Source organism: Bacillus sp. FSL M7-1020 (assembly GCF_038050415.1).
Lineage (GTDB): Bacteria > Bacillota > Bacilli > Bacillales > Bacillaceae_G > Bacillus_A > Bacillus_A toyonensis.
Genome location: NZ_JBBOTW010000001.1, coordinates 1,797,977 through 1,818,411 on the forward strand (window position 1 = coordinate 1,797,977; position 20,435 = coordinate 1,818,411).

At 33.0% G+C, this 20,435-nt stretch carries 17 protein-coding genes and 1 pseudogene; 17 read left to right on the forward strand and 1 reads right to left on the reverse strand.

The window, feature by feature from the left end:
* Nucleotides 1-24: 24 nt before the first annotated feature.
* The 16 genes and pseudogenes from esaA to MHB70_RS09350 all read left to right on the forward strand — a co-directional run bounded on the left by esaA (nucleotide 25) and on the right by MHB70_RS09350 (nucleotide 18,549).
* Nucleotides 25-3,780 carry a type VII secretion protein EsaA gene (gene esaA / locus MHB70_RS09275; RefSeq protein ID WP_341343684.1) on the forward strand — a complete coding sequence of 1,252 codons (3,756 nt, stop codon included), beginning with the start codon at nucleotides 25-27 and terminating at the stop codon, nucleotides 3,778-3,780.
* Nucleotides 3,752-4,255, forward strand: a complete 504-nt coding sequence (gene essA / locus MHB70_RS09280) for a type VII secretion protein EssA (RefSeq protein ID WP_000595649.1) — start codon at nucleotides 3,752-3,754, stop codon at nucleotides 4,253-4,255. The genes esaA and essA overlap by 29 nt, the downstream gene beginning before the upstream one ends.
* Nucleotides 4,256-4,259: 4 nt before the next feature.
* Nucleotides 4,260-4,511 carry an EsaB/YukD family protein gene (locus tag MHB70_RS09285; RefSeq protein ID WP_061529906.1) on the forward strand — a complete coding sequence of 84 codons (252 nt, stop codon included), beginning with the start codon at nucleotides 4,260-4,262 and terminating at the stop codon, nucleotides 4,509-4,511.
* A 73-nt stretch (nucleotides 4,512-4,584) separates the two neighbouring features.
* Nucleotides 4,585-5,784, forward strand: a complete 1,200-nt coding sequence (essB, locus tag MHB70_RS09290; RefSeq protein WP_053446436.1) for a type VII secretion protein EssB — start codon at nucleotides 4,585-4,587, stop codon at nucleotides 5,782-5,784.
* A gap of 43 nt (nucleotides 5,785-5,827) precedes the next feature.
* Nucleotides 5,828-10,339, forward strand: a complete 4,512-nt coding sequence (gene essC, locus MHB70_RS09295) for a type VII secretion protein EssC (protein WP_061529907.1) — start codon at nucleotides 5,828-5,830, stop codon at nucleotides 10,337-10,339.
* 12 nt (nucleotides 10,340-10,351) lie between these two features.
* Nucleotides 10,352-10,774, forward strand: a complete 423-nt coding sequence (locus MHB70_RS09300; RefSeq protein ID WP_000510565.1) for a YwqH-like family protein — start codon at nucleotides 10,352-10,354, stop codon at nucleotides 10,772-10,774.
* A 3-nt stretch (nucleotides 10,775-10,777) separates the two neighbouring features.
* Nucleotides 10,778-11,068 (forward strand): TIGR04197 family type VII secretion effector, encoded by a 291-nt coding sequence (locus MHB70_RS09305; protein ID WP_000503892.1) that lies wholly within the window; start codon nucleotides 10,778-10,780, stop codon nucleotides 11,066-11,068.
* Nucleotides 11,069-11,108: 40 nt separating this feature from the next.
* Nucleotides 11,109-12,590, forward strand: coding sequence for a T7SS effector LXG polymorphic toxin (locus MHB70_RS09310; RefSeq protein WP_016091014.1), 1,482 nt, complete (start codon nucleotides 11,109-11,111; stop codon nucleotides 12,588-12,590).
* Between the two features lie 29 nt (nucleotides 12,591-12,619).
* Nucleotides 12,620-13,402, forward strand: a complete 783-nt coding sequence (locus MHB70_RS09315; protein ID WP_016091015.1) for a hypothetical protein — start codon at nucleotides 12,620-12,622, stop codon at nucleotides 13,400-13,402.
* 113 nt (nucleotides 13,403-13,515) lie between these two features.
* Nucleotides 13,516-13,977, forward strand: coding sequence for a DUF5085 family protein (locus MHB70_RS09320; protein WP_000868166.1), 462 nt, complete (start codon nucleotides 13,516-13,518; stop codon nucleotides 13,975-13,977).
* Nucleotides 13,974-14,417 (forward strand): DUF5085 family protein, encoded by a 444-nt coding sequence (locus MHB70_RS09325; RefSeq protein ID WP_016091016.1) that lies wholly within the window; start codon nucleotides 13,974-13,976, stop codon nucleotides 14,415-14,417. The genes MHB70_RS09320 and MHB70_RS09325 overlap by 4 nt, the downstream gene beginning before the upstream one ends.
* A 136-nt stretch (nucleotides 14,418-14,553) precedes the next feature.
* Complete coding sequence (locus tag MHB70_RS09330; RefSeq protein ID WP_000266198.1) at nucleotides 14,554-15,024, forward strand: hypothetical protein; 471 nt, start codon at nucleotides 14,554-14,556, stop codon at nucleotides 15,022-15,024.
* Between the two features lie 220 nt (nucleotides 15,025-15,244).
* Nucleotides 15,245-15,490, forward strand: a complete 246-nt coding sequence (locus MHB70_RS09335; protein WP_033659371.1) for a hypothetical protein — start codon at nucleotides 15,245-15,247, stop codon at nucleotides 15,488-15,490.
* Between the two features lie 178 nt (nucleotides 15,491-15,668).
* Nucleotides 15,669-16,451: a hypothetical protein gene (locus MHB70_RS09340; RefSeq protein ID WP_061529908.1), complete on the forward strand. Its 783-nt coding sequence runs from the start codon at nucleotides 15,669-15,671 to the stop codon at nucleotides 16,449-16,451.
* 77 nt (nucleotides 16,452-16,528) lie between these two features.
* Entirely contained in the window at nucleotides 16,529-17,347 is an 819-nt protein-coding gene (locus MHB70_RS09345) for a DUF3952 domain-containing protein (protein ID WP_061529909.1), read from the forward strand.
* A gap of 417 nt (nucleotides 17,348-17,764) precedes the next feature.
* A pseudogene (locus MHB70_RS09350) lies at nucleotides 17,765-18,549 on the forward strand (hypothetical protein).
* 443 nt (nucleotides 18,550-18,992) lie between these two features.
* Here the strand turns inward: MHB70_RS09350 and MHB70_RS09355 are convergent.
* Nucleotides 18,993-19,778: a GNAT family N-acetyltransferase gene (locus tag MHB70_RS09355; protein ID WP_061529910.1), complete on the reverse strand. Its 786-nt coding sequence runs from the start codon at nucleotides 19,776-19,778 to the stop codon at nucleotides 18,993-18,995.
* A 132-nt stretch (nucleotides 19,779-19,910) separates the two neighbouring features.
* Here MHB70_RS09355 and ytfJ point away from each other — a divergent pair, with 132 nt between their 5' ends.
* Nucleotides 19,911-20,336: a GerW family sporulation protein gene (gene ytfJ, locus MHB70_RS09360; RefSeq protein WP_000349987.1), complete on the forward strand. Its 426-nt coding sequence runs from the start codon at nucleotides 19,911-19,913 to the stop codon at nucleotides 20,334-20,336.
* Nucleotides 20,337-20,435 lie beyond the last annotated feature (99 nt).

The window sequence follows — 20,435 nt, forward strand, 5'->3', positions numbered from 1 at the left end:
TCGCGGTCGCAGGAGTGATAAGTAGTGAAAAAGTTCAGATGGAGCATCTTGTTGTTTATTATTTTAGCTCTTGTACTATCAACAGGGGTCTCCTATTTAGCATTAAATCAAAATGTTAAGAAAGCTAATGAGAATACTACACAAAAAATGACAGTTGCGTTGGTAAATGAAGATCAGGGCACTGTATTCGAGGGCAATAAAATAGCGTTTGGAGATCAATTTGTTAAAAATGTAAATAAAAATACGAAACAAGAATGGTACGTAGTTAGTCGTGGAGTAGCAGAAAATGGTTTGAAAAATAATAATTACAACATGATGATTGTTATACCAAACGATTTTTCTAGGAAAGCAGTTGCGATTGATTCAGAACTACCAGAGAAATTAACGTTAAACTACAAAGTAAATGCAACTGGGAATAACGATTTGAAAGCTGAGGCTGAGAATACGGCGTCTACAATTTTAGAAGATTTCAATAAGCAAATCATCGACGTTTATTTTGCAAGTATTATCGGTAAGTTGCAAGGTGCACAAGATAATATAGGGAAAATAATTGAAAAAGGAAACGTTCAAACAACTATGTACAAAAAAGATGTACATAGTCCTTTAGCAAATTACACAAATCAATTTAAAACAGTGCAAGATTATACTGGGGTTTCTGTTAATAGTTTTAAAGGATTTCAGGATGTATTAAAAGGTTTCGGTCAAGTGTTAGATGAAGGGAATAAATCTAACAATACTTACTTAGAAGGGTTTAATAACTTCCAAAAAATGCAATCTGATAATAATCTGTTAGCGAATAATTTTACGAGTCAATTTAATCAATACATGAGTGAAATGAATACAGGCGATGTTTTAAAGCAGTTAAGTGCTTTGGAATCTGCCAATAAAGTGATTACAAATCAATTTACGCTTTCAGAGAAAGAACCTAATATTTTAGCTGATGCTTCAGCAATTCAAAAACATTTAACAGATGTAAAAAAACAAGTGTCAGAATATGATACAGAACTTGCAGGAAAGCTAGAAAGTGATATTCAAGAGACGGTAATTAAAAAGTTAAAGCAATCTATGTCGAACGATGGAAAAAAAGAAATCTTTATAAATACGTTAATGAAACAACCAGACGATCGAATAAAGAAACAAATCGAAAATTTAATTGTGAAATTACCTAGTTTAAACATGGAAGAAATCGTTCAAAGTGATTTGCCAGATGCAACGAAATTACAAATGCAAAATGTAATTCAATTTACAAAAAAATATAATAAAGAAAATAATTTTTATTATGATCCTGTAAATAAAATATCTTTAGGAAACGCCATTAAAGAAGTGAAGGATAGTCTTTATAAGGATGGAACTACATTTAGTGATACTGCTAAAGGAATTAAAATGGAATCTCCGCAAATTTTGAAGATAAAGATTCCAGAAGAATTTGAACTAGATGGAAGTACAGGATTCTTACATATTGATGGTGAGGATCGTACAAGTGATTTTCTTCAAAGCGAAGCAGGAGAAATTACAATAGCTCCTCGTAATGAAGGGGATATAAAGATTAGCTTGCATGTGAAGTTAAAAGATCCAAACATCAATATAGATGTTTTCTCTCCTGTAATGTGGCAGTGGGAATTGAGTGGGACTCATAAAAAAGAAACTAGTCCTGAAAAAGAAGATAAAGGAACACAAACTGAAAACAGCAAGGTGGAAAATGTGGTTCATAAATCACAGTATGGCATAATGCCGTTAGTACACAATGCTAAAAAGCCTATTATCAAAAAAATGGAAAACACAACAGGGAATAATGGAGGAAACCCAGGAGGCGGAACAGGGAAAGATAACGGAACAGGGAAAGATAACGGAACCGGGAAAGATAACGGAACCGGAGGAAGCCCAGGAGACGGAACGGGAACAGGTAACGGAACTGGAGGAAACCCAGGAGGCGGAACGGGAACAGATAACGGAACTGGAGGAAACCCAGGAGGCGGAACGGGAACAGACAACGGAACCGGAGGAAACCCAGGAGGCGGAACGGGAACAGATAACGGAACTGGAGGAAACCCAGGAGGCGGAACGGGAACAGATAACGGAACTGGAGGAAACCCAGGAGGCGGAACGGGGACAGACAACGGAACCGGAGGAAACCCAGGAGGCGGAACGGGGACAGATAACGGAACCGGAGGAAATCCAGGAGGCGAACCGGGAACAGATAACGGAACCGGAGGAAACCCAGGAGGCGGAACGGGGACAGATAACGGAACCGGAGGAAATCCAGGAGGCGAACCGGGAACAGATAACGGTAAAGTTATTGAAAGTACAACGAATCAAGTTGTACATCAAAAATCAGAAGAATTAACAAAAAATATATCTAGTGTATTAATAAAAGAAGCAGTAGATACAGTTGAAAGTTATCAAAGTTTAATTAGTTTATACGAAATGTATTATGGGATTGATTTAAGAACGCAAGATGTAGGTCCTAAGCTAGAAGAGGGAAGTTTAGATGCAATTGCAACTGAACAATCTTTGTACTACGTATTAAATAAACAAAGCTTAATTGATTTAATTTCAAACCTAGTTTCATCAGGTATTACGGCAGAAGTTAAGCAAGATATGACAGGTTTAAAGCAAAAAATAGACTCTTATCAACAATTCATTACTAGTGCGGATCAAAATTCAATGTTACTAGCAGAGAAATTAAATGTAACGACGCAACAAGCAACTAGTATGAATGAAAATTTAGGGGAATATTTAAAAGGTTTAGCGAAATGGCGTGAGAGTAGCTTAAAGCTAGTTGAAGAACAGCAAGTGCTAACAACAAATAATACTGGTGAGCAAACAGCCGTTTTATCGTTAGATTCTGGTATTAAATCATTAATGTCACAAAGTCAGTCATTGGTCGAGAGTTCGAAGCATAGTTTAGCAACTTCAGACGATGTTTATAAAACATTTGATCAAATTAATGGACAAGCAAAAGAAATTCAAGACAGCGGAACGACAATTGTTTCAAAAGCTGATTCATTATTAAATGACTTTACAAAGAAAATGGAAGATGATAAAACATTCTCCAAAAACTTTACTAAAATTTTGGCGAATAGCCGAATTGGTGATCGCCAAAATGAAATGTTATATCAATTTTTATCTAGCCCAGTTCAAAAACAAAATGATGGAGTCATTGTAGCTGGTAATGCTTTTACACCATATTTAATCGTATTAACTTGTTTTATTGTTGCGTTATTTACAGCATACGCAATTGCGAATCAAGAAAAGAAACGAACGCAATCAGATCATTTTGAAGAGAAATTCTCATTAATTGATATGAATGTACCAACTACAGTAGTAGCATTCGGTATATCAATTGTGGAAGGAATTAGTATAGGTATCATTTCTGGACGTCTTTTACAGTTTGGTCAGGATCAAAGTTTACTATGGATTGCGTTTATCACAATCATTATGATGGCGTTTGTATTGGTTTCAACATACTTATTGCGACAAATAAAAATGGTAGGGATGTTTATCCTATTAGTATTTTTAAGTATGTACCTATTTTTAACTGAAGCAGTTGGAAGTAAAGTAGATCAAATGTCGTCAGTTGGAAAGGTACGTCAATTTTCACCGCTTCAGTATATAGAAAGTTTTCTAAATGATTTTATTAGCGGTAAAGATACGGGGAAAGTTATTTTTATCGTATTGTTTGTAATTGCCATTATAGGGTTAGTTAGTAATCTATTTGTATGGCATAAGAAATGGGAGGAAAAAGAAGTAAATGATCAAACAATGGAGCATAGTGGCTAAGTTATCATTTCTCTCTATCCTTTTACTGTTTGTCGCGCTACCGATAAGGAGCGCGGCGGACAGTTATCTTGGTGATGATGGGAAGATTAAGTTTAAAGTGGATCGAATTGAAGAAAGCGACCAAGAAAAAAATAAAGAAGAACATAAGGAAACAGAATTAGATAAAGCATCAATTGAGTTATTTAGCAAAGACATAGAAGAAGAAATTCAGAAAAAGAAAAAGAAAGAACAAAAAGATATGGAAGCTTTACGAGATTCTCTTTTTATAAAACAAAAAGAAAATAATAGTGTGAAAGATATGAAAAATAGTTTGTTTAGCAGTGAATACGTTGTGAGAAAAAGTGCAGATGAAGTAGCGAGTAATGAAACAATGAACGAAAAGCCAATTGGTACAACAATCATATTATTATTTGGTGGTGGCATTGTACTTATTTGCATCGGTATTTATACGGTTCTTCGCAAAAGTTGGAGGTAAAGTAATGGCGATACAAACACATATTAATGTAACGGTAGATTTTAGTAAATGGAATGGAAATACATATGATTTACGTATTCCGAATCATCAATCTATTAAATATTTATTGAAAAATTTATTAGATACGCTAAATGTGGATAATCATGAAGGTTCACATTTTGTAATGAAAGTGAAAAATAAGTCAATTGTTTTAACAGATAATGATCGTTTAATCGATCACCAAATAACAAATGGAGATATTTTACAAGTTTTATAAAGAATACTTTTTGCTTATAGTTATTTGAAAATAAGTTATTACGGGTTATAAAGAAAAGGAGAAGAGGATAAAAATGACGGAAAAAACAATTCAAATTGATGCAATGAACTATCAATTTCAAATAGAAAAGGAAAATTGGAAATTGGAGATGACAAAATCTCAAACACGTATAAAAGACTTCCGTCAATTCGATATAATTACGGGCGCATCATCTGAGTTTGTACCATTAACGATAGAAGAAACGGATGATATGTTTACTTTTATATTTCAAGTGGATAAAAAGTTATATAAGTGGGACGATCTTAGCCGTTTGGGAAGAAATGAGAAATTAAGACTGCTTCGAAATGTTGCGCAGTTTCGTAAATATTTAAATAAAAGAATCACGTTCTTTTTACATCCAGACAATATAGTTTTTAATGCTAATTTAATGCCAAGTATTATACATAGAGGAATTCGAGATATTGTTCCACCAACCCCGTTGTTAGAAGAGCAATTTTTAACACAATATAAGTGTCTAATTATCGCTTTATTCTCCCAAAAGCACAATTTTGATGATTTGTATGCTGGGTTACTAAAAGATGCAAAAGAAACAACATTTGAACAGACAGTTTCTCAAATGGAAAGCATAGATGCATTACTGCAATTTCTTGATGACAGCTTTGAGAAGGAACAAACAAAAACAGAAAACAATATGCAGTTAGTACATAAAAAGAGCTACAAATCATTTAAATATTTAGCTTTTTCCTTCATAGCGGCGACAGTTGTTTTAGCTGCTCCTTTAATATATTTCACTTTTATAAAATTTCCTTATCAAAATAAATTATTAGAAGCAAATGCGAATTTCATAGCAACTGATTATGACAAAGTAATTACGCAATTAAATGAAGAAGAATTTGAATCATTACCAATTGCATCTAAATATGAGTTAGCATTTGCATACATTACAGCTGAAAAAATGCCTGAAAATCAAAAGAAGGCGGTTATGAAAAACATTAGTTTGAAAAGTGATGAAAAGTATTTGCTTTATTGGATGTATAACGGAAAAGGTGATTTTGATAAATCATTAGATTTAGCTAAAACCCTTGATGATCCGCAGCTTATTATGTACGGCCTTCTTCAACAAATGGATGCGTTGAAAAATAATCCGGACTTGTCAGGAGAAGAGCGTGATCAAAAGAAAAAAACATATGAACAACAATTAGATGAATATAAAAAGAAATATGGCAATACATCTAGCGATAAAAATTTGTCGGACACAGAGAAAAAAGAGTAAGAAAGCACTTGATGAGACAGTTAAAAAGGAGCAGTGAACACGCATGGAGCAACTATTAGTATTGACTTATGGAGACAAAATATATAAGTGCACATTACATCCAACTGAGCAATCAATAGTGTCGATTGGAAAAGAGTGGACAAATGATATTACGAATCCAAGTTTAGAACAAGAAGTAGAGTTAAAGTGGAATAATGAAGTAAACGCTTGGATGATACAGGATCAATTAATAGAATTCAATAAGGAATTTGAGATTGGAAAAACGAAAGATGTGAGCTTGAAAATCTTTATATCTATTATTGGCACAACTAAAGTGTTTGATATCGGAACAAAGCATTCTCTTACATTCAGTCAAAACAGTTATGATGATATTTCTATTACCGGTAGTAGTGTAGATATAATGCTATCTCGTGAAACGCTGTACGATTCATTTAAAGTGAACGTATACGACGGGGAAGTATTTCATAATTATACAAGGCTAAAAGATAGCGCTATGTTAGAAGCAGGAGACCAATTATATTTTGATGGCGTTTTAGTGGAGATAGGCAGTGAAGATATTCAAGTATTGTCTTCAGAAGATAAAGTGAAATCTACGTTACCTATTTTAGTAGAATCAGAAACGAATTATCAAAGTGGTTATCCAGACTATCATCGTTCACCACGTATTATTTACCGTGAACCAGAAGAGAAAATGACAATTGCAAAACCTTCAAGCATGCCGTCAAAACCGACTGAGCATTTGGCGAGAATTATTGCACCTGCTCTTGTCATGATTGTCGTAACAGTATTACTTGCTATCTTTATGAAATATGGAATGTTTATTATCGCATCCATTGCAATGACATTAGTAACGATCATTGTTTCTGTCACATCTTATATAAAAAATTTAAAGCAATATAAAATTGACATTGTTGAACGTGATAAAAGTTATAGAGCGTATATAAAACAAAAAACGAAAGATTTACATGCAGAAAGTGAAAAACAGCGTCATGCATTACATTATCATAATCCAAATGTTGAGGTTATACGTAATATGGCTGTTCAAGTAAATCCACGTATTTATGAAAAAACAATGCAACATCATGATTTCTTAACATTTAGCGTTGGTACAGGGCAAGCTAATACGAGTTTTGAAATTCAGTTTAATGAAGAAGAATTTAGTCAAACGAAAGATGAATTAATTGATATAGCACGTGAACTAAGACAACGTTATCTTTCATTGGAAGATGTACCAGTTGTAACAGATTTAATGAATGGACCAGTCGGTTATATTGGCCAACGCTCTTTAGTGTTAGAGCAATTACAATTATTAGTTGCACAAACGGCGCTATTCCATAGTTATTATGACTTGCAGTTTATTACTATTTTTCCTGAAGAAGAAAAAGAAAAATGGGATTGGATGCGCTGGTTACCTCATGGAAGTGTTCGCGATATAAATGTACGTGGATTTGTATATCATGATCGTAGTCGTGATCAAGTGTTAAATAGTTTATATCAAATATTGAAAGAACGAAAATTAAAACTAGACGAAAAGAGTTCAACTAATGAAAAAATGTATTTTGCACCGCACTATGTCGTTCTCATTACAGATGAAAAACTAATACTAGACCATGTTGTTATGGAATTCTTTAATGATGATCCGAGTCAATTAGGTGTATCACTTGTTTTCGTACAAGATGTTATGCAAAGTTTACCGGAACACGTGAAAACGGTAATAGATATAAGAGATGCAAAGCAAGGAAACATCATATTAGAACAAGGAGAGCTTGTTAACCGTCAATTTAAACTAAATCACGTACCGAAAGGTTTCAATTTAGAAGATGTTTCACGAGCATTAGCACCGTTAAATCATTTGCAAAACTTAAAAAATAGTATTCCAGAAAGCGTAACATTTTTAGAAATGTACGGCGTTGAAAAAGTAAAAGAACTGAATATCACAAGTCGTTGGGAGAAAAATGCAGCGCATAAATCTTTAGCTGTACCACTTGGATTACGTGGTAAAGAAGATATCGTAAACTTAAACTTACACGAAAAAGCACACGGACCACACGGATTAATAGCAGGTACAACAGGTTCAGGTAAATCGGAAATTATACAATCGTATATTTTATCTCTAGCAGTCAATTTCCACCCGTACGAAGTAGCCTTTTTACTAATTGACTATAAAGGCGGCGGAATGGCGAATTTATTCAAAAACTTACCGCATTTATTAGGAACAATTACGAACTTAGATGGAGCACAAAGTATGAGAGCGCTCGCATCAATTAAAGCTGAATTGCAAAAAAGACAACGCTTATTTGGGGAAAATGATGTAAACCATATTAATCAGTATCAAAAACTGTATAAAGAAGGCTTAGTAAGTGAACCGATGCCGCATCTATTTTTAATTAGTGATGAATTCGCGGAACTGAAGTCAGAACAACCAGAATTTATGAAAGAGTTAGTTTCAACAGCGCGTATCGGTCGTTCACTCGGAATCCATTTAATATTAGCTACGCAAAAACCGAGTGGTGTTGTAGATGATCAAATTTGGAGTAACTCGAAATTCAAACTAGCACTAAAAGTTCAAAATACGTCAGATAGTAATGAAATTTTAAAAACGCCGGATGCTGCTGAAATTACATTACCAGGGCGTGCTTACTTACAAGTTGGGAATAATGAAATTTATGAACTATTCCAATCAGCTTGGAGTGGGGCAGACTATGTAGAAAATAAAGAGGATAAAGAGCATTTAGACGCAACAATATATGCAATAAATGATCTAGGACAATATGAAATATTAAGTGAAGACTTAAGTGGACTTGGTAGTAGTAAAGAAGTAATAAGCGTACCATCTGAACTTGATGCTGTTATTGGCTACATTCACGATTACGCAGAAATAAATGAAATTGAAGCGTTAGCTAGACCGTGGTTACCACCACTTCCAGAAAGCGTATATTTACAAGACTTACACGCTATTCAGTTCAAAGAAGCATGGACGAAAGAAAAGAAACCATTAAAAGCAACAGTTGGTCTACTAGATCAGCCTGAATTACAATCACAAACACCATTAACACTAGATATTAGTAAAGACGGACACGTAGCGTTCTTTTCAAGCCCAGGCTACGGAAAATCAACATTCTTACAATCAGTCATTATGGATGTAGCTCGTCAGCATAGTCCGGAGCATTTGCATGTGTATTTATTAGACTTCGGAACAAATGGCTTAATGCCATTAAAATCTTTACCGCATGTGGCGGACATCATTACATTAGACCAAGTTGAAAAATGCGAGAAGTTTCTTCGCCGCATAGAAGATCTATTAAAAGATAGAAAGCAATTGCTAAGTAAATATGGCGTTGCGAGTCTTGAAATGTATGAGAGAGCTAGTAAGGAAGTATTACCAACAGTATTAATTACGTTAGATAACTATGATGCTGTTAGAGAAGCTGGATTTGTCGAAGACTTTGAACGCATTGTTGCACAAATTGTACGTGAAGGGGCAGCAGTAGGAATTCATTTAATGCTTACGGCTACACGTCAAAATGCATTGAGAGTACAAGTAAATACAAATATTAAACTACAAATTGCTCTATATATGATAGATGAGGCAGAATCTAGAGCTATTGTAGGAAGAACAGAGTTAAAAATTGAAGAATTAGCAGGCCGTGGTTTAGTTAAAATTGACGAACCAACAATCTTCCAAACAGCTTTACCGACAAATGGAGAAGATGTCCTTACTCGAATTGAAAATATACAAGCTGAAGGAAAAGAGATGGATTCCTTCTGGGATGGAGAAAGACCGAAAGCAATTCCTATGGTACCTGAAGTTCTGGAATACAAAGAATTCATTGCATGGCCAGAAACAAGAAAAATTATTGAAGCAGGCAAACTAACATTTGGTGTAGAAACAGAAAGCGTTACGCCTCTCGAATTAGATTTAACGGAAGCGGCTAATATTGTTGTAGGGGGAATCAAGAAAGATGAAGTTGAAAATGTAGTTCATCAATTCCTTCAACAGTTAGCAGACAGTGGTCACTTTGACCTAGGTTTAATTGATACAAGAACACGCAATTTCTCAAACTATAGAGAGAGCTCTGCTTTATATGTAGCTGAAAAAACAGGAATTGAGAAAACGATTAAACAAGTTACAAATGCTTATAAATCGAGAGAAGCGGCGTTTAAAGAGGAGCAGGAAGCATCAAGTGAAACAGTGAACCCGGCAGAATTTATTAAGAAATTTAAGCCGATTGTAATCGTAATCGCAGATGTAAATGATATTTTAAGTAATTTAGAAGATAGCGATATATATAGTTTGGCGGAATTAATAACAAATGGTGCATTTATGGGCATCCACTTCGTAATTGGCTGTGATGTTGATTCAATTGACAGTCGATACGACTTAGTTTCAAAAACAATAAAAACGCAATCTCATGTTATTTTACTTAGAAAATCATCAGGCCAAATGGTCTTCGATGTATCTAATAAAGATTTAAGTAGTACAAAATTAAATCCATTTGAAGGGTATTTTGTTGAAAATCGTTTTGCTACTAGAATTAAAGTGCCAACTATTTAAGGGGGGATTTGCATGGGGATAGAGGAATTAAATAGTCAAAAATCTGGTTTATTAAGTAGTATAAGTCATCAACAAGGGCAATTGGCTGAATTACAAATGAAATTACGAAGGCTAATAACTGCTAAGGGGAAATTTGTAAATAATCTTGAAGCAATTAAACAAAATCAAGAGCAGTTTAAGTCTTTAGAAATAAACGAGAGTAGTTGGAAAGGGCAAAGAGCAACTACTTTTAAAGAAACGTATGAACAACAAGTCATTTCTAATTTAGGGAAGTTTATCGGAGAACTAGGGAGAGTGCAAGAAGACATCGATCAAGCCATACGGCGGCTTGAAAGAGAAATCGCTACATGTGAGTCTAGTATTCTTTCTTTAAGTAGAAGTGTTTCAATGGTTGATGCTAGTATTCAAGTAGAAGTACAGAAGGCGGGGAAATGATAAATGGGGGAAATTAAATTAAATAAAGGGGTATTTGATGCGAAAGTAAGTGAATTGAAAAGTGGTGCGAGTGATTTAGGTAAGACTAAATTTAATGGTATGCAGTTACATCGTACGAATTTAAGTAAACTGAAAAAATATTGTGAAGCGATTGAAAAACTTTCACAGAAAGTTCAGCGATATGAGAAATTGTTAGAAAATGATATAAGTAGAGTACAAGAAATTGGAGCAAAAATGGTAGAGAAAGATGCAAAACTTGGGCAAGAACTAAAAGTTGGTATACAGCAGCACTAGAAAAACATTCTACGTAAAAATGAAATAAGGGGAGAGAAACGTGGATAAAAATATTGAATTACAAGAAGTAAACGAATTACAAAAAAGATTTCAAACAAGTGCTGACGAACTAAATCAATATTTTGAAACTTTATTAGGGAAAATAGATGATTTGAACCAACTTAATTCTTTTCAAGGGAAAGCAGCAGATGAAATAAAGAGGTATTTTTCTAGAGTACATGGTACTACGATTGCTGGATTTCAAATTGCAGCGGAAGAGCTGAAAAATGAATTTCAAAAAGCAATAGAGATTTTTAATAGTACAGTTGATAGTGATAGTGACACAAAGATTTATGGGAACTATTTAGATAATGTAAAGAAAAAAATTAATGGATACAGCAATGAATTTGATCGATCTAATGAAGAAGCAAAACAAACTATATCGACTATAGCAGACATTGTCCCAACTCAGTATCCATCATCTTCAGGCATATCTGAAGGAATCCAAAAAAGTCAAAAGGAAGTTAGTGAGACGTTAGAAAAATTAGAAACGTATAATAGTCAGCAAAATGAACTTCAACATTTTAATGAAATGTTAAGTTCATTAGACAAGGGAATGAAAGAAATACAAGCAGCCAATGGAGATTTTTCTAGTAAGATAGTCGAAAAAATTATGGCTGGTGGATGGAATGGAAACTTAATAAATGGTATTTCTGAGAGCATGACGACGTTTGATATTCGACAAAAGGGTGGTAAATTTTTGGTGGCCGCTTTTGCTCGTATGTATTATGCCAAAAAGAACTATGATTTAAGTGTTTTATTTGATTCTAATGGTCGAAAAGGAAAAGGAAAGTTTACACTATCAACACGTCAAAAAGAAGATTTAGTGGAAGTGTATAAATTACTTAAGATGGATAGCAGTGATGATAGTATATTTCGTTATATAAAAAATGGACTTAAATTGGATGGTGTAGAAAATTCGAGAATTACGAATGAACAAGTAAGAAAAGCAAGAAAAGGAATTTATAAATTACCGGAATTTCAAGATTTTCAAAAGTTCCAACAGGATTGGAGTAAAAAAGGGCTACCTACAGCAATTAAAGAAAGAGGATGGAGTTCGTTTAAAACTGAGTATGTAAAAGGATTAAAAGATTTACATCCTGGGAAATGGAAAGAAGCATTTAAAGAACTTGGAAATACCGGGAAGTTTTTGAAAGGGACGGCTATATTTGGTGCAGTTGTGTCAGTTGGAAATAACATTGCTGAAGCTCAAAAAGATGGATGGCAATTACATGATGTAGCAGATATAGCAACAGATTCAGCAGTAGATGTTGGAGCGACTGCCGGGGCGGCTGCAGCTGGTGCTGTAGCGGGATCGTTTTTCCTTCCGCCTATTGGAACTGTTGTAGGAGCTGGCGTTGGGGTAGTTATTACGGTAGGATTAAATACGAAAACGAGTATATTTGGGGGAGACAGTGCAATTGATGCTACTAAAAAAGGAGTAAAAAAAATAACAACAAAACTTAGGGATCTATTTTGGTAATTCGGCTACAAGAAAGGTGCAGATAGAGTATGTGGAACATAAAAGAAGAAGAGTTAGAGGAATTTAGAAAAACATGCAGAAGGCGTTTAAGTCCTGAAGGTGCGACGGGATTTATGCTAGGAACAATAATTATCGATTCATTAATGATGCTATTTATTATAGGGGCATTGGTGAAGTTTGGTTGGGGTTTTTATACTACTATGTTTGAAAAAACACTGGTTAGTATTGAACTTGTGTTGTATGGCTTGCAGATAATTTTTCTAATACTATATTCCTTTCCAAAAGCACGTTATAAATTTCAAAAGTTACAAACGCTCGTTGTAATATTATATGCATTTCAATTAGGAACAATTACATTTACAATGTTAGTTCTTCCTGGAATGACTGACTATTCAATTGATAGAATGACTTTGAATTGTGTAGGGTTATTATTTATAGGAGCAGTGATATTTCATATTGTGACAACAATTGATACGTTTAAACAAGCAAGTGAAGGTGCGTTTAGCATGGATGAGAGGTCTCGTTCATTTTTTAGTGAAACAAAAGGAAGAATGATAAAAGGTAGCATGATATATATATCAGTTCTTCTTATAATCATTTATTTTCATAATGATTATAACTTTAATACATTAATTTTATATGTAGTAGGGACAATTTTAATGTATGCGGTGGCCATAGGTGCAGCTGAATTCCAACTTCTAGTGTACTGTAGATTTAAATTTAAATCATTTAATATGACATGGGAAGAGAATGAGAGAGAACGACAGAAATTTAGAAAATATAATAAAAAAAACAAGTCGAAAAGTAGATAATAAAAGAAATGAATTTTTGCTATAGCATAAGTTGTTAATTTATGTGTATGAAATGAGAAATTGCACGTTTCTATTCGAATTAGAAAGAAATAAAGATAAGGGGAGTAGATGTTGTGAAAGTTCAATATAAAGCATTATCACTATTAAATTTAATTAGTATTACTCAAGTCGTCAAAAAAGAAGATTGGTTACTACCTGCTATTGCGCTGAGAAATCAAGTTATCCGTAATGGGATTTATGCAGTAGGACCGGTTCTTTTTAAATATAAACCACTTGAAAATGAACCAGCATATGGTGAATATACATATTGTGTTCCGGTAAATGAACGTGTGGAACTGGGGGGAGATTCTGCATATGAATACATTGATGGTTTAATAATTGAAGATGCTTTAAGTGTGCGTTTTACGGATGAAGATGGTGATATTGAAGATGTGTATAATTTAATACACGAGGTGGCAAATCAAAACCATATTAAATTAGATAGTAGTTTTTATCATGTATGTTTAGATGTATACGGTGATACTTGGTTAGATATTTACGCCCCTATTATAGAAGTAGGTGAAACCGTAAAATGATTATAGAAGGTCAAAGTATTGCATATACAAATGTTGTTTCAAAAGAATACTATATTCATTATACCTATATGAAAGATTCGATTGACGATTTTATGATAGAAATAGAAAAAGCGAACTTAACAGCAAAAGGTCCACTATTTTATGCATTGAAAAATGTTCCTTCAGATGAAAATATGTATATTGAATTATTTATGCCGATATATGAGGATAAAGTTCCACCATTAGAAACAATGAAATTTAGAAGCTATTACTATGTAGATGACATGCTTGTGAAACGATTGACAGGAGATTATGAAACATTAACCGAGTATGCATATGCTGAGATGCTTCAGTATATGGAAGATAATGAACTTGATATGATTTCACCTATTTATCATATTTTTAGCGGTGATGAAGAGCTACAGTATGTTGAAATAAAAATTGCAGTGGATACACAATAATAATTTAGTGTACTTTTAGTTCTGGAAATATGAAAAGTAAAAACCAGATTTTAGTTTCGTTTTATAGAAGAATAATATAAAGGTATTCTTGAATTAAGAGTTCTAATTGTTGTTTTTAGTAGGAAGGAGTCTACATATGTGGCTATTTTCAAAAGAAAAAACTGTGTATTTTCAACAAGAGTGTGAGGATAAAACTGGGGAATTAATTAAGCAGCAAATATTGGAGAAAGTATCAGTAGATGATTGCATAATAGCTGCTGAAATGATTGATGTATTGTTTATATATCCTGAACTTGCAGAAGAACTTGCAAGGGTTTTATATATGAGTAATAAAGAATTATTCCGAACGGTTGCTATGTTTGTTGGCACATTTGAAATTTTTGTACAAGTCTCAAACACAACGAAAGTTATTATCCAATGTATTCCGGTAGATGAAGAAATGGAAGAAGAAGTGTTTTCGGATATGAAAGTGATTGGTTTTAAATATAAGAAAAAGTCCACTGATGAAGAGATAGAAGAAATAGCAGAGTGGATGCTGGAATATAAAAAGATGTGTAAAAAAATAGCAGAGCACTATGAAATAGCTCAAAAAGAATCATTATTATAATGTAAGAATATCTGAGATTAATAAAACCTTCTCTTCTGGTTAGAATGAGGAGGTTTTTTATTCTAAGATCTATATGTAATTGATTGAATAATTCGACATGAGATTTTTCAGTTGGATCAATCTGAATGGGTAGTAGTTACGTTCTGCAGTTCGCTCTGTTCTTATTTTGAAAGGGAAAATTTATTCGAAAGTCAATTTGTAAAGAGGGGAAGGTGTTATTTTGAATAAGGATCGAAATGTTTTGGAAACAGAGAAAAGTTTTTTTGAAAGGACAATGGTATCTATCTATAAAGCGTTAGAATTTATAATGAAATATACAATGATTCTAATAATAATAATGTCCATATTTGTAATAATCGCTGCTATTTACTTTAAAATATATGAGGGTATAGGAGCGGGTATATTTCTCTTAATCTCGTCATTATTTGCATATTTGGTGTTTTTTAAGAAAAGTAAAAATGCCTAAATTAATAGTGAAAATAAAACTTAAAAGATTAACTATAATACGTTATTTCAAGAGGGAAAGTTTTGAATATAGCATGAATGTATAACAGCAAGAAAACCTTCTCTTTTCGTTAAAATGAGAAGGTTTTTATATTTAATCTACATGATTAAGTGAATGTAGTTAAAGGTGGAACAATTGGATGTGGAATATAAAAGAAGAGGATTTAGATCAATTTAGGGTGACATGTAAACGTCGATTAAGTCCAGAAGGTGCTTTAGGTTTTATGATAGGAACAATAGTGTATGTTTCAGTTATGATGTTTTTTCTTATTGGTACTTTAGTAACGTTTGGTTGGGATTACTATACTACTTTATTCGAAAAAACAATTGTTAAAATTGAACTTGTGCTATATAGCTTACAAATAATTTTTTTAATTCTATATTCATTTCCAAAAGCTCGATTTAAATTTCAAAAATTACAAACGATTGTCGTGTTATTATATGCATTTCAATTAGGTACAATATTATTCACAGCTCTGATTCTTCCTGGAATGTCTGATTATACAATCGACGGAATTACATTAGTATATGTAGGCTTCTTATTTATAGGAGCAGTGATTGTTCATATTGTGACAACGATTGATACGTTTAAACAGGCAAGTGAAGGTGCATTTAGTATGAATGAAAGATCCGCTTCCTTTTTTAGTAAAACAAAAGGAACTATGATGAAAGTAACTTCAATATACGCATTAATCCTACTTATTTTGATTTATTTTCATAATGATTATGCGATTGATACTTTTATTGGATATGTAATAGGTACTGTTTTACTGTACACAGTAGCCGTTGGTGCAGTGGAATTCCAGTTATTGGTGTACTGTAGATTCAAATTTAAATCATTTAATATTACCTGGGAAGAGAATGAGAGAATGCGTGGGAGAATTCGAAAGCAAAATACAAAATCCAAAACGAAAAGTAAATAAGGGTGAAATGTATTACTTTTCAAAAAGGAACATAATGAACTTAAAAAAATGCTTAGGGAAATCAACGGGGTGTCAGTATGAAGTTAAAGAAGAAATCTAAGATGATGATAGTTCTGTCAATAGTAGCAAGTTTATTAAGTGGATGTGGTTTTGGGGAGACGAAGATAGAGTATGAGAGATTAGTAAAGGCATTGGATGAAGGGGATATGAAAACGGTTATGTCTGCGAGTGATGATGGATATGCATATGTGAAAGAAGAGACTAGCGAAAGTACTTATGAAGAAAAAGAAGATGGTGAACATAGCAGGATAATATATCAAACAACCCATGGAATATATAATGTGAAAGAAAACGACTTATATGGGAAAACAACTCAAAAGATTGCTACTGATATAAAAAATGATAAAAACGTTGGTAGTAATCAAAATTACAAAAAAGAAACTGTCTATAGTACAAATTTGAAAAATGAAAAATCTCGTTCAATAGCCCAGAATCAAGGCATAGATGTTTCATATGTAAAAATAATGTTTAGAGGATTAAATGAACTTAGTAAATTGAAACCGAGTGAAGATACAAAAAGATTTAGTGAACCGAGCATAATAAGCTATGATTTAACTGAATTACAGTTTAAAAGCATAATAAATGACAAGTTAAATTTAAAATATGATAAATTTGATTCTGCAATATTGATGATTGAATTTAATACGCCTAATGATACAAAAGAAAATCAAATGAGAATAATACAAATAACAATATCGGTAAATTATGAAGAAAGAAAAGAAGATAAGCTTATAAAACGCAATCAAGAAATTTTAACATATTATCATACCAGAGAAGATAATAATCAAAGTGCCAAAAAAGAATATGTAAATTATGAAAAAGAGTATATAAATTAAAAATAATATATTTTGATTGAATTTTGAGAATGATAAATGTTGTGAGGATATGAGTAAAGGGGTAGTGAAAAATAGTTACTGTGATAACAGTTATGTTTTGCTGAGAGCGTGTAGTTTTAGGAAATCAAAATAAAGTATGAGAGCCTAATAAAAGCAATGGATGAAGGTGACAAGAAGACGGTTATACTTAAGTGAAAGAGAGAAGAGTATTTGGAACTTTTGAGGAGAAAGGATACTATTTGAACTATCAAAAAGCAATCTGATTATATGATTAGCGTAATTAATGTGGTAATGGTATACCTAAAAAATTATCTAAATTTAGTTGTACAAAGATCTATGTACTTAAAAATATTAAGAATGTAATAGAATTTTAGTGCATGAGAATTATTTAAACTGTATAGAAGGTGGAATGTCAGGGTGTGGAATATAAAAGAAGAAGATTTAGATAAGTTTCGAATGACATGTCAAGGGCGTTTAAGTCCTGAAGGTGCTGCGGGTTTTATGCTCGGAACGATATTTTATACTTCATTATTTATGGTTATTATTTTTGTGGGAGGAATGGATTATTATACTACCTTGTTTGATAAGGTAATTGTTAGGATTGAATTAGTGTTATATGGTTTGCAAGTAATGTTTTTAATACTATATTTATTCCCTAAAGCTCGTTATAAATTTCAAAAATTACAAACGCTCGTGATATTATTATATGCATTTCAATTAGGGACTATAGGGTTCACTGTTTTTATTGTTTTTGAAATAGCTAATTCTTCAATTGACCAGATTGCATTAATATATGCAGGGTTATTATTTATAGGAGCAGTTATTGTCCATATTATGGCAACAATCGATACATTTAAACAAGCGAGTAAAGGTGCATTTAGTACGGATGAGAGATCCACTTCATTTTTTAGTAATACAAAAGGAACTATGATGAAGGTGGCCACAATATACGTACTAATTCTACTTATTTTGAGTTATTTTCGTAATGATTTTGCCTTAGACGATTTTATAATGGGGGGGTAGTAGGGAATATTTTAATGTATGCAGTGGCTATTGGTGCAGCGGAATTTCAATTATTAGCTTATTGTAGATTTAAATTTCCGTCACTTAACATATCATGGGAGCAACATAAAAGAGAAACTCCAAGATATCAAAAGAAAAATAAAAAAGGTAAATCAAAACGTAAGGCATATAGAAAGTGAGTATTGTAAGCTTTGATGATAGAAAAGTAATAATTTACAGGAGAGTATTTTAACTTCTAAAATAAAATTTAATTATGTAAGTTGATTAAATTGATTAGTGGGTTATCTGATCGAAAATGTAGAGTGGGTAGTGTGATGATGAAATGAACAAAAAAAGGGTTTCTAAAATGATTACTACCATAATAGCGACATAAGTGTGGTGACTGTCTCATAAATATTTCTATTTGTAGTGGAAAGAATTTTAGAATAAACGCCTAATTGCTGGAGTAGATGTAACAATTGGGCGTTTATCTGTCTAAATTTAGCTTGAATACATAACATGTTTTAGATAGGGGCATGGCTTTACAAGTAGTTTCTCCATCTTCATAATAACGGTGTGAATTTTTTTGTAATTTGCTTGTATTGCTAAGTTACAACTAATTCAGCTTATAAAGTACCCCTTATTATCGATACATTGTCCACATTCCAATATCTTTAAACCCTAGTCGTTTATAAATACGTCCAGCTGCTGGATTGTTATAAAACAAACAAAGTGTTCGGCCTTCTTTCGTAAAGTCTTGAATCATTTTTTGCAATATAAGCGAAGCATATCCATTGCCGCGGTAGGTCGGATGCGTACATACGCCAACAACCATGGCAGATAATGAATTTTCAGCGGAAGTTGAGGCGGATGCGATGATTGCACCGTCTTTTTCAATATAATATGTACGTCCTGTATTTGTTTCGATAGCTTGCCTTAACATTTTTTCAGATTCATTTGCAGTCGGGAATTCAGCGATGTCACTTCGTAATTTCATAATTCGTTCTATATCATCGAGTGAGGCAAGTTTAATTGTTTTATGAATTGGTGTGCTAGGTAAGTTGTTGTCATCTTGGCATTCGCAAAAATACATTTCATTTTTGGCGCCTAGTTGTACACTTGGAGCAGTTTCAAATCTTTCTACAATAGTTGACTTGCCAGAGAGTTTAAGCGGCTTATATGCGGAAAGAAGTGCCTCATAGTCAGTAACCACAAACTCTTCTTTACTATACGGTATAAATGTATCGTGAAAGCGAAGTAAAATCGATTTTAATGTTCCGTTCTCTTCAAATACTCCCCATAATTCTTGAAAATCTGTATCATAACCGAAAGCTTCAATATCTCCAATAATAAATAAGTTAATGGATGCTTCTTCTTTTAGGTAAGCGAATACTTGTTCATGATCTTTCTTTGTTAATTTTCGCATCATAACGAATCGACCTCTTTTTTTATTTTTCTAAATATTACAACTTAAGTTTTTTGAAATCAATATAAAATTTTATGTTTAGTTCACAAACTTTCGGAAAAACTAGGAAAGATATGACAAAGGAGGTTATGAACGGTGGATCATCCAATTCAAGGGTTAATGAAAGCAGCAATGGAAAATTTAAAAGAAATGGTCGATGTGAATACGATTGTTGGAGAGCCTGTTCAAACGGCTGACGGTGGTGTGGTGTTAACGGTTTCTAAAGTAGCGTTCGGTTTTGGAGCAGGAGGTTCTGATTTCCAAACGAATGATGGACAAAGAGCGAACGGTAACCCTGCATTTGGTGGCGGTAGCGCGGGTGGTGTTTCTATTACACCAGTAGCATTTCTTGTGGTGAATAAAGATGGAGTAAATATTCTTCATTTACAAAATGCGACACATTTAGCAGAAAAAATGATTGAATTAGCTCCACAAACAATTGATAAAATTCAATCGATGTTCCAAAAAGATGAAAAGAAAGAGGGAAATCATCATCCTCAAAACCCGGATGAAATCCTTTAAAAACGCCTGCTTATGAGCAGGCGTTTTTTCTTGTAATCACTATGTAATAAAACACATGAAATTGTAAATAGTTTTTGAAGTTTTTTCTATGTTTCTAAA

Coding starts and splice junctions, on each gene's coding strand:
- essA (WP_000595649.1), top strand. CDS start 3,752: ATGATCAAACAATGGAGCATAGTGGCTAAGTTATCATTTCTCTCTATC.
- MHB70_RS09285 (WP_061529906.1), top strand. CDS start 4,260: ATGGCGATACAAACACATATTAATGTAACGGTAGATTTTAGTAAATGG.
- essB (WP_053446436.1), top strand. CDS start 4,585: ATGACGGAAAAAACAATTCAAATTGATGCAATGAACTATCAATTTCAA.
- essC (WP_061529907.1), top strand. CDS start 5,828: ATGGAGCAACTATTAGTATTGACTTATGGAGACAAAATATATAAGTGC.
- MHB70_RS09300 (WP_000510565.1), top strand. CDS start 10,352: ATGGGGATAGAGGAATTAAATAGTCAAAAATCTGGTTTATTAAGTAGT.
- MHB70_RS09305 (WP_000503892.1), top strand. CDS start 10,778: ATGGGGGAAATTAAATTAAATAAAGGGGTATTTGATGCGAAAGTAAGT.
- MHB70_RS09315 (WP_016091015.1), top strand. CDS start 12,620: ATGTGGAACATAAAAGAAGAAGAGTTAGAGGAATTTAGAAAAACATGC.
- MHB70_RS09325 (WP_016091016.1), top strand. CDS start 13,974: ATGATTATAGAAGGTCAAAGTATTGCATATACAAATGTTGTTTCAAAA.
- MHB70_RS09330 (WP_000266198.1), top strand. CDS start 14,554: ATGTGGCTATTTTCAAAAGAAAAAACTGTGTATTTTCAACAAGAGTGT.
- MHB70_RS09340 (WP_061529908.1), top strand. CDS start 15,669: ATGTGGAATATAAAAGAAGAGGATTTAGATCAATTTAGGGTGACATGT.
- MHB70_RS09345 (WP_061529909.1), top strand. CDS start 16,529: ATGAAGTTAAAGAAGAAATCTAAGATGATGATAGTTCTGTCAATAGTA.
- MHB70_RS09355 (WP_061529910.1), bottom strand. CDS start 19,778: ATGATGCGAAAATTAACAAAGAAAGATCATGAACAAGTATTCGCTTAC.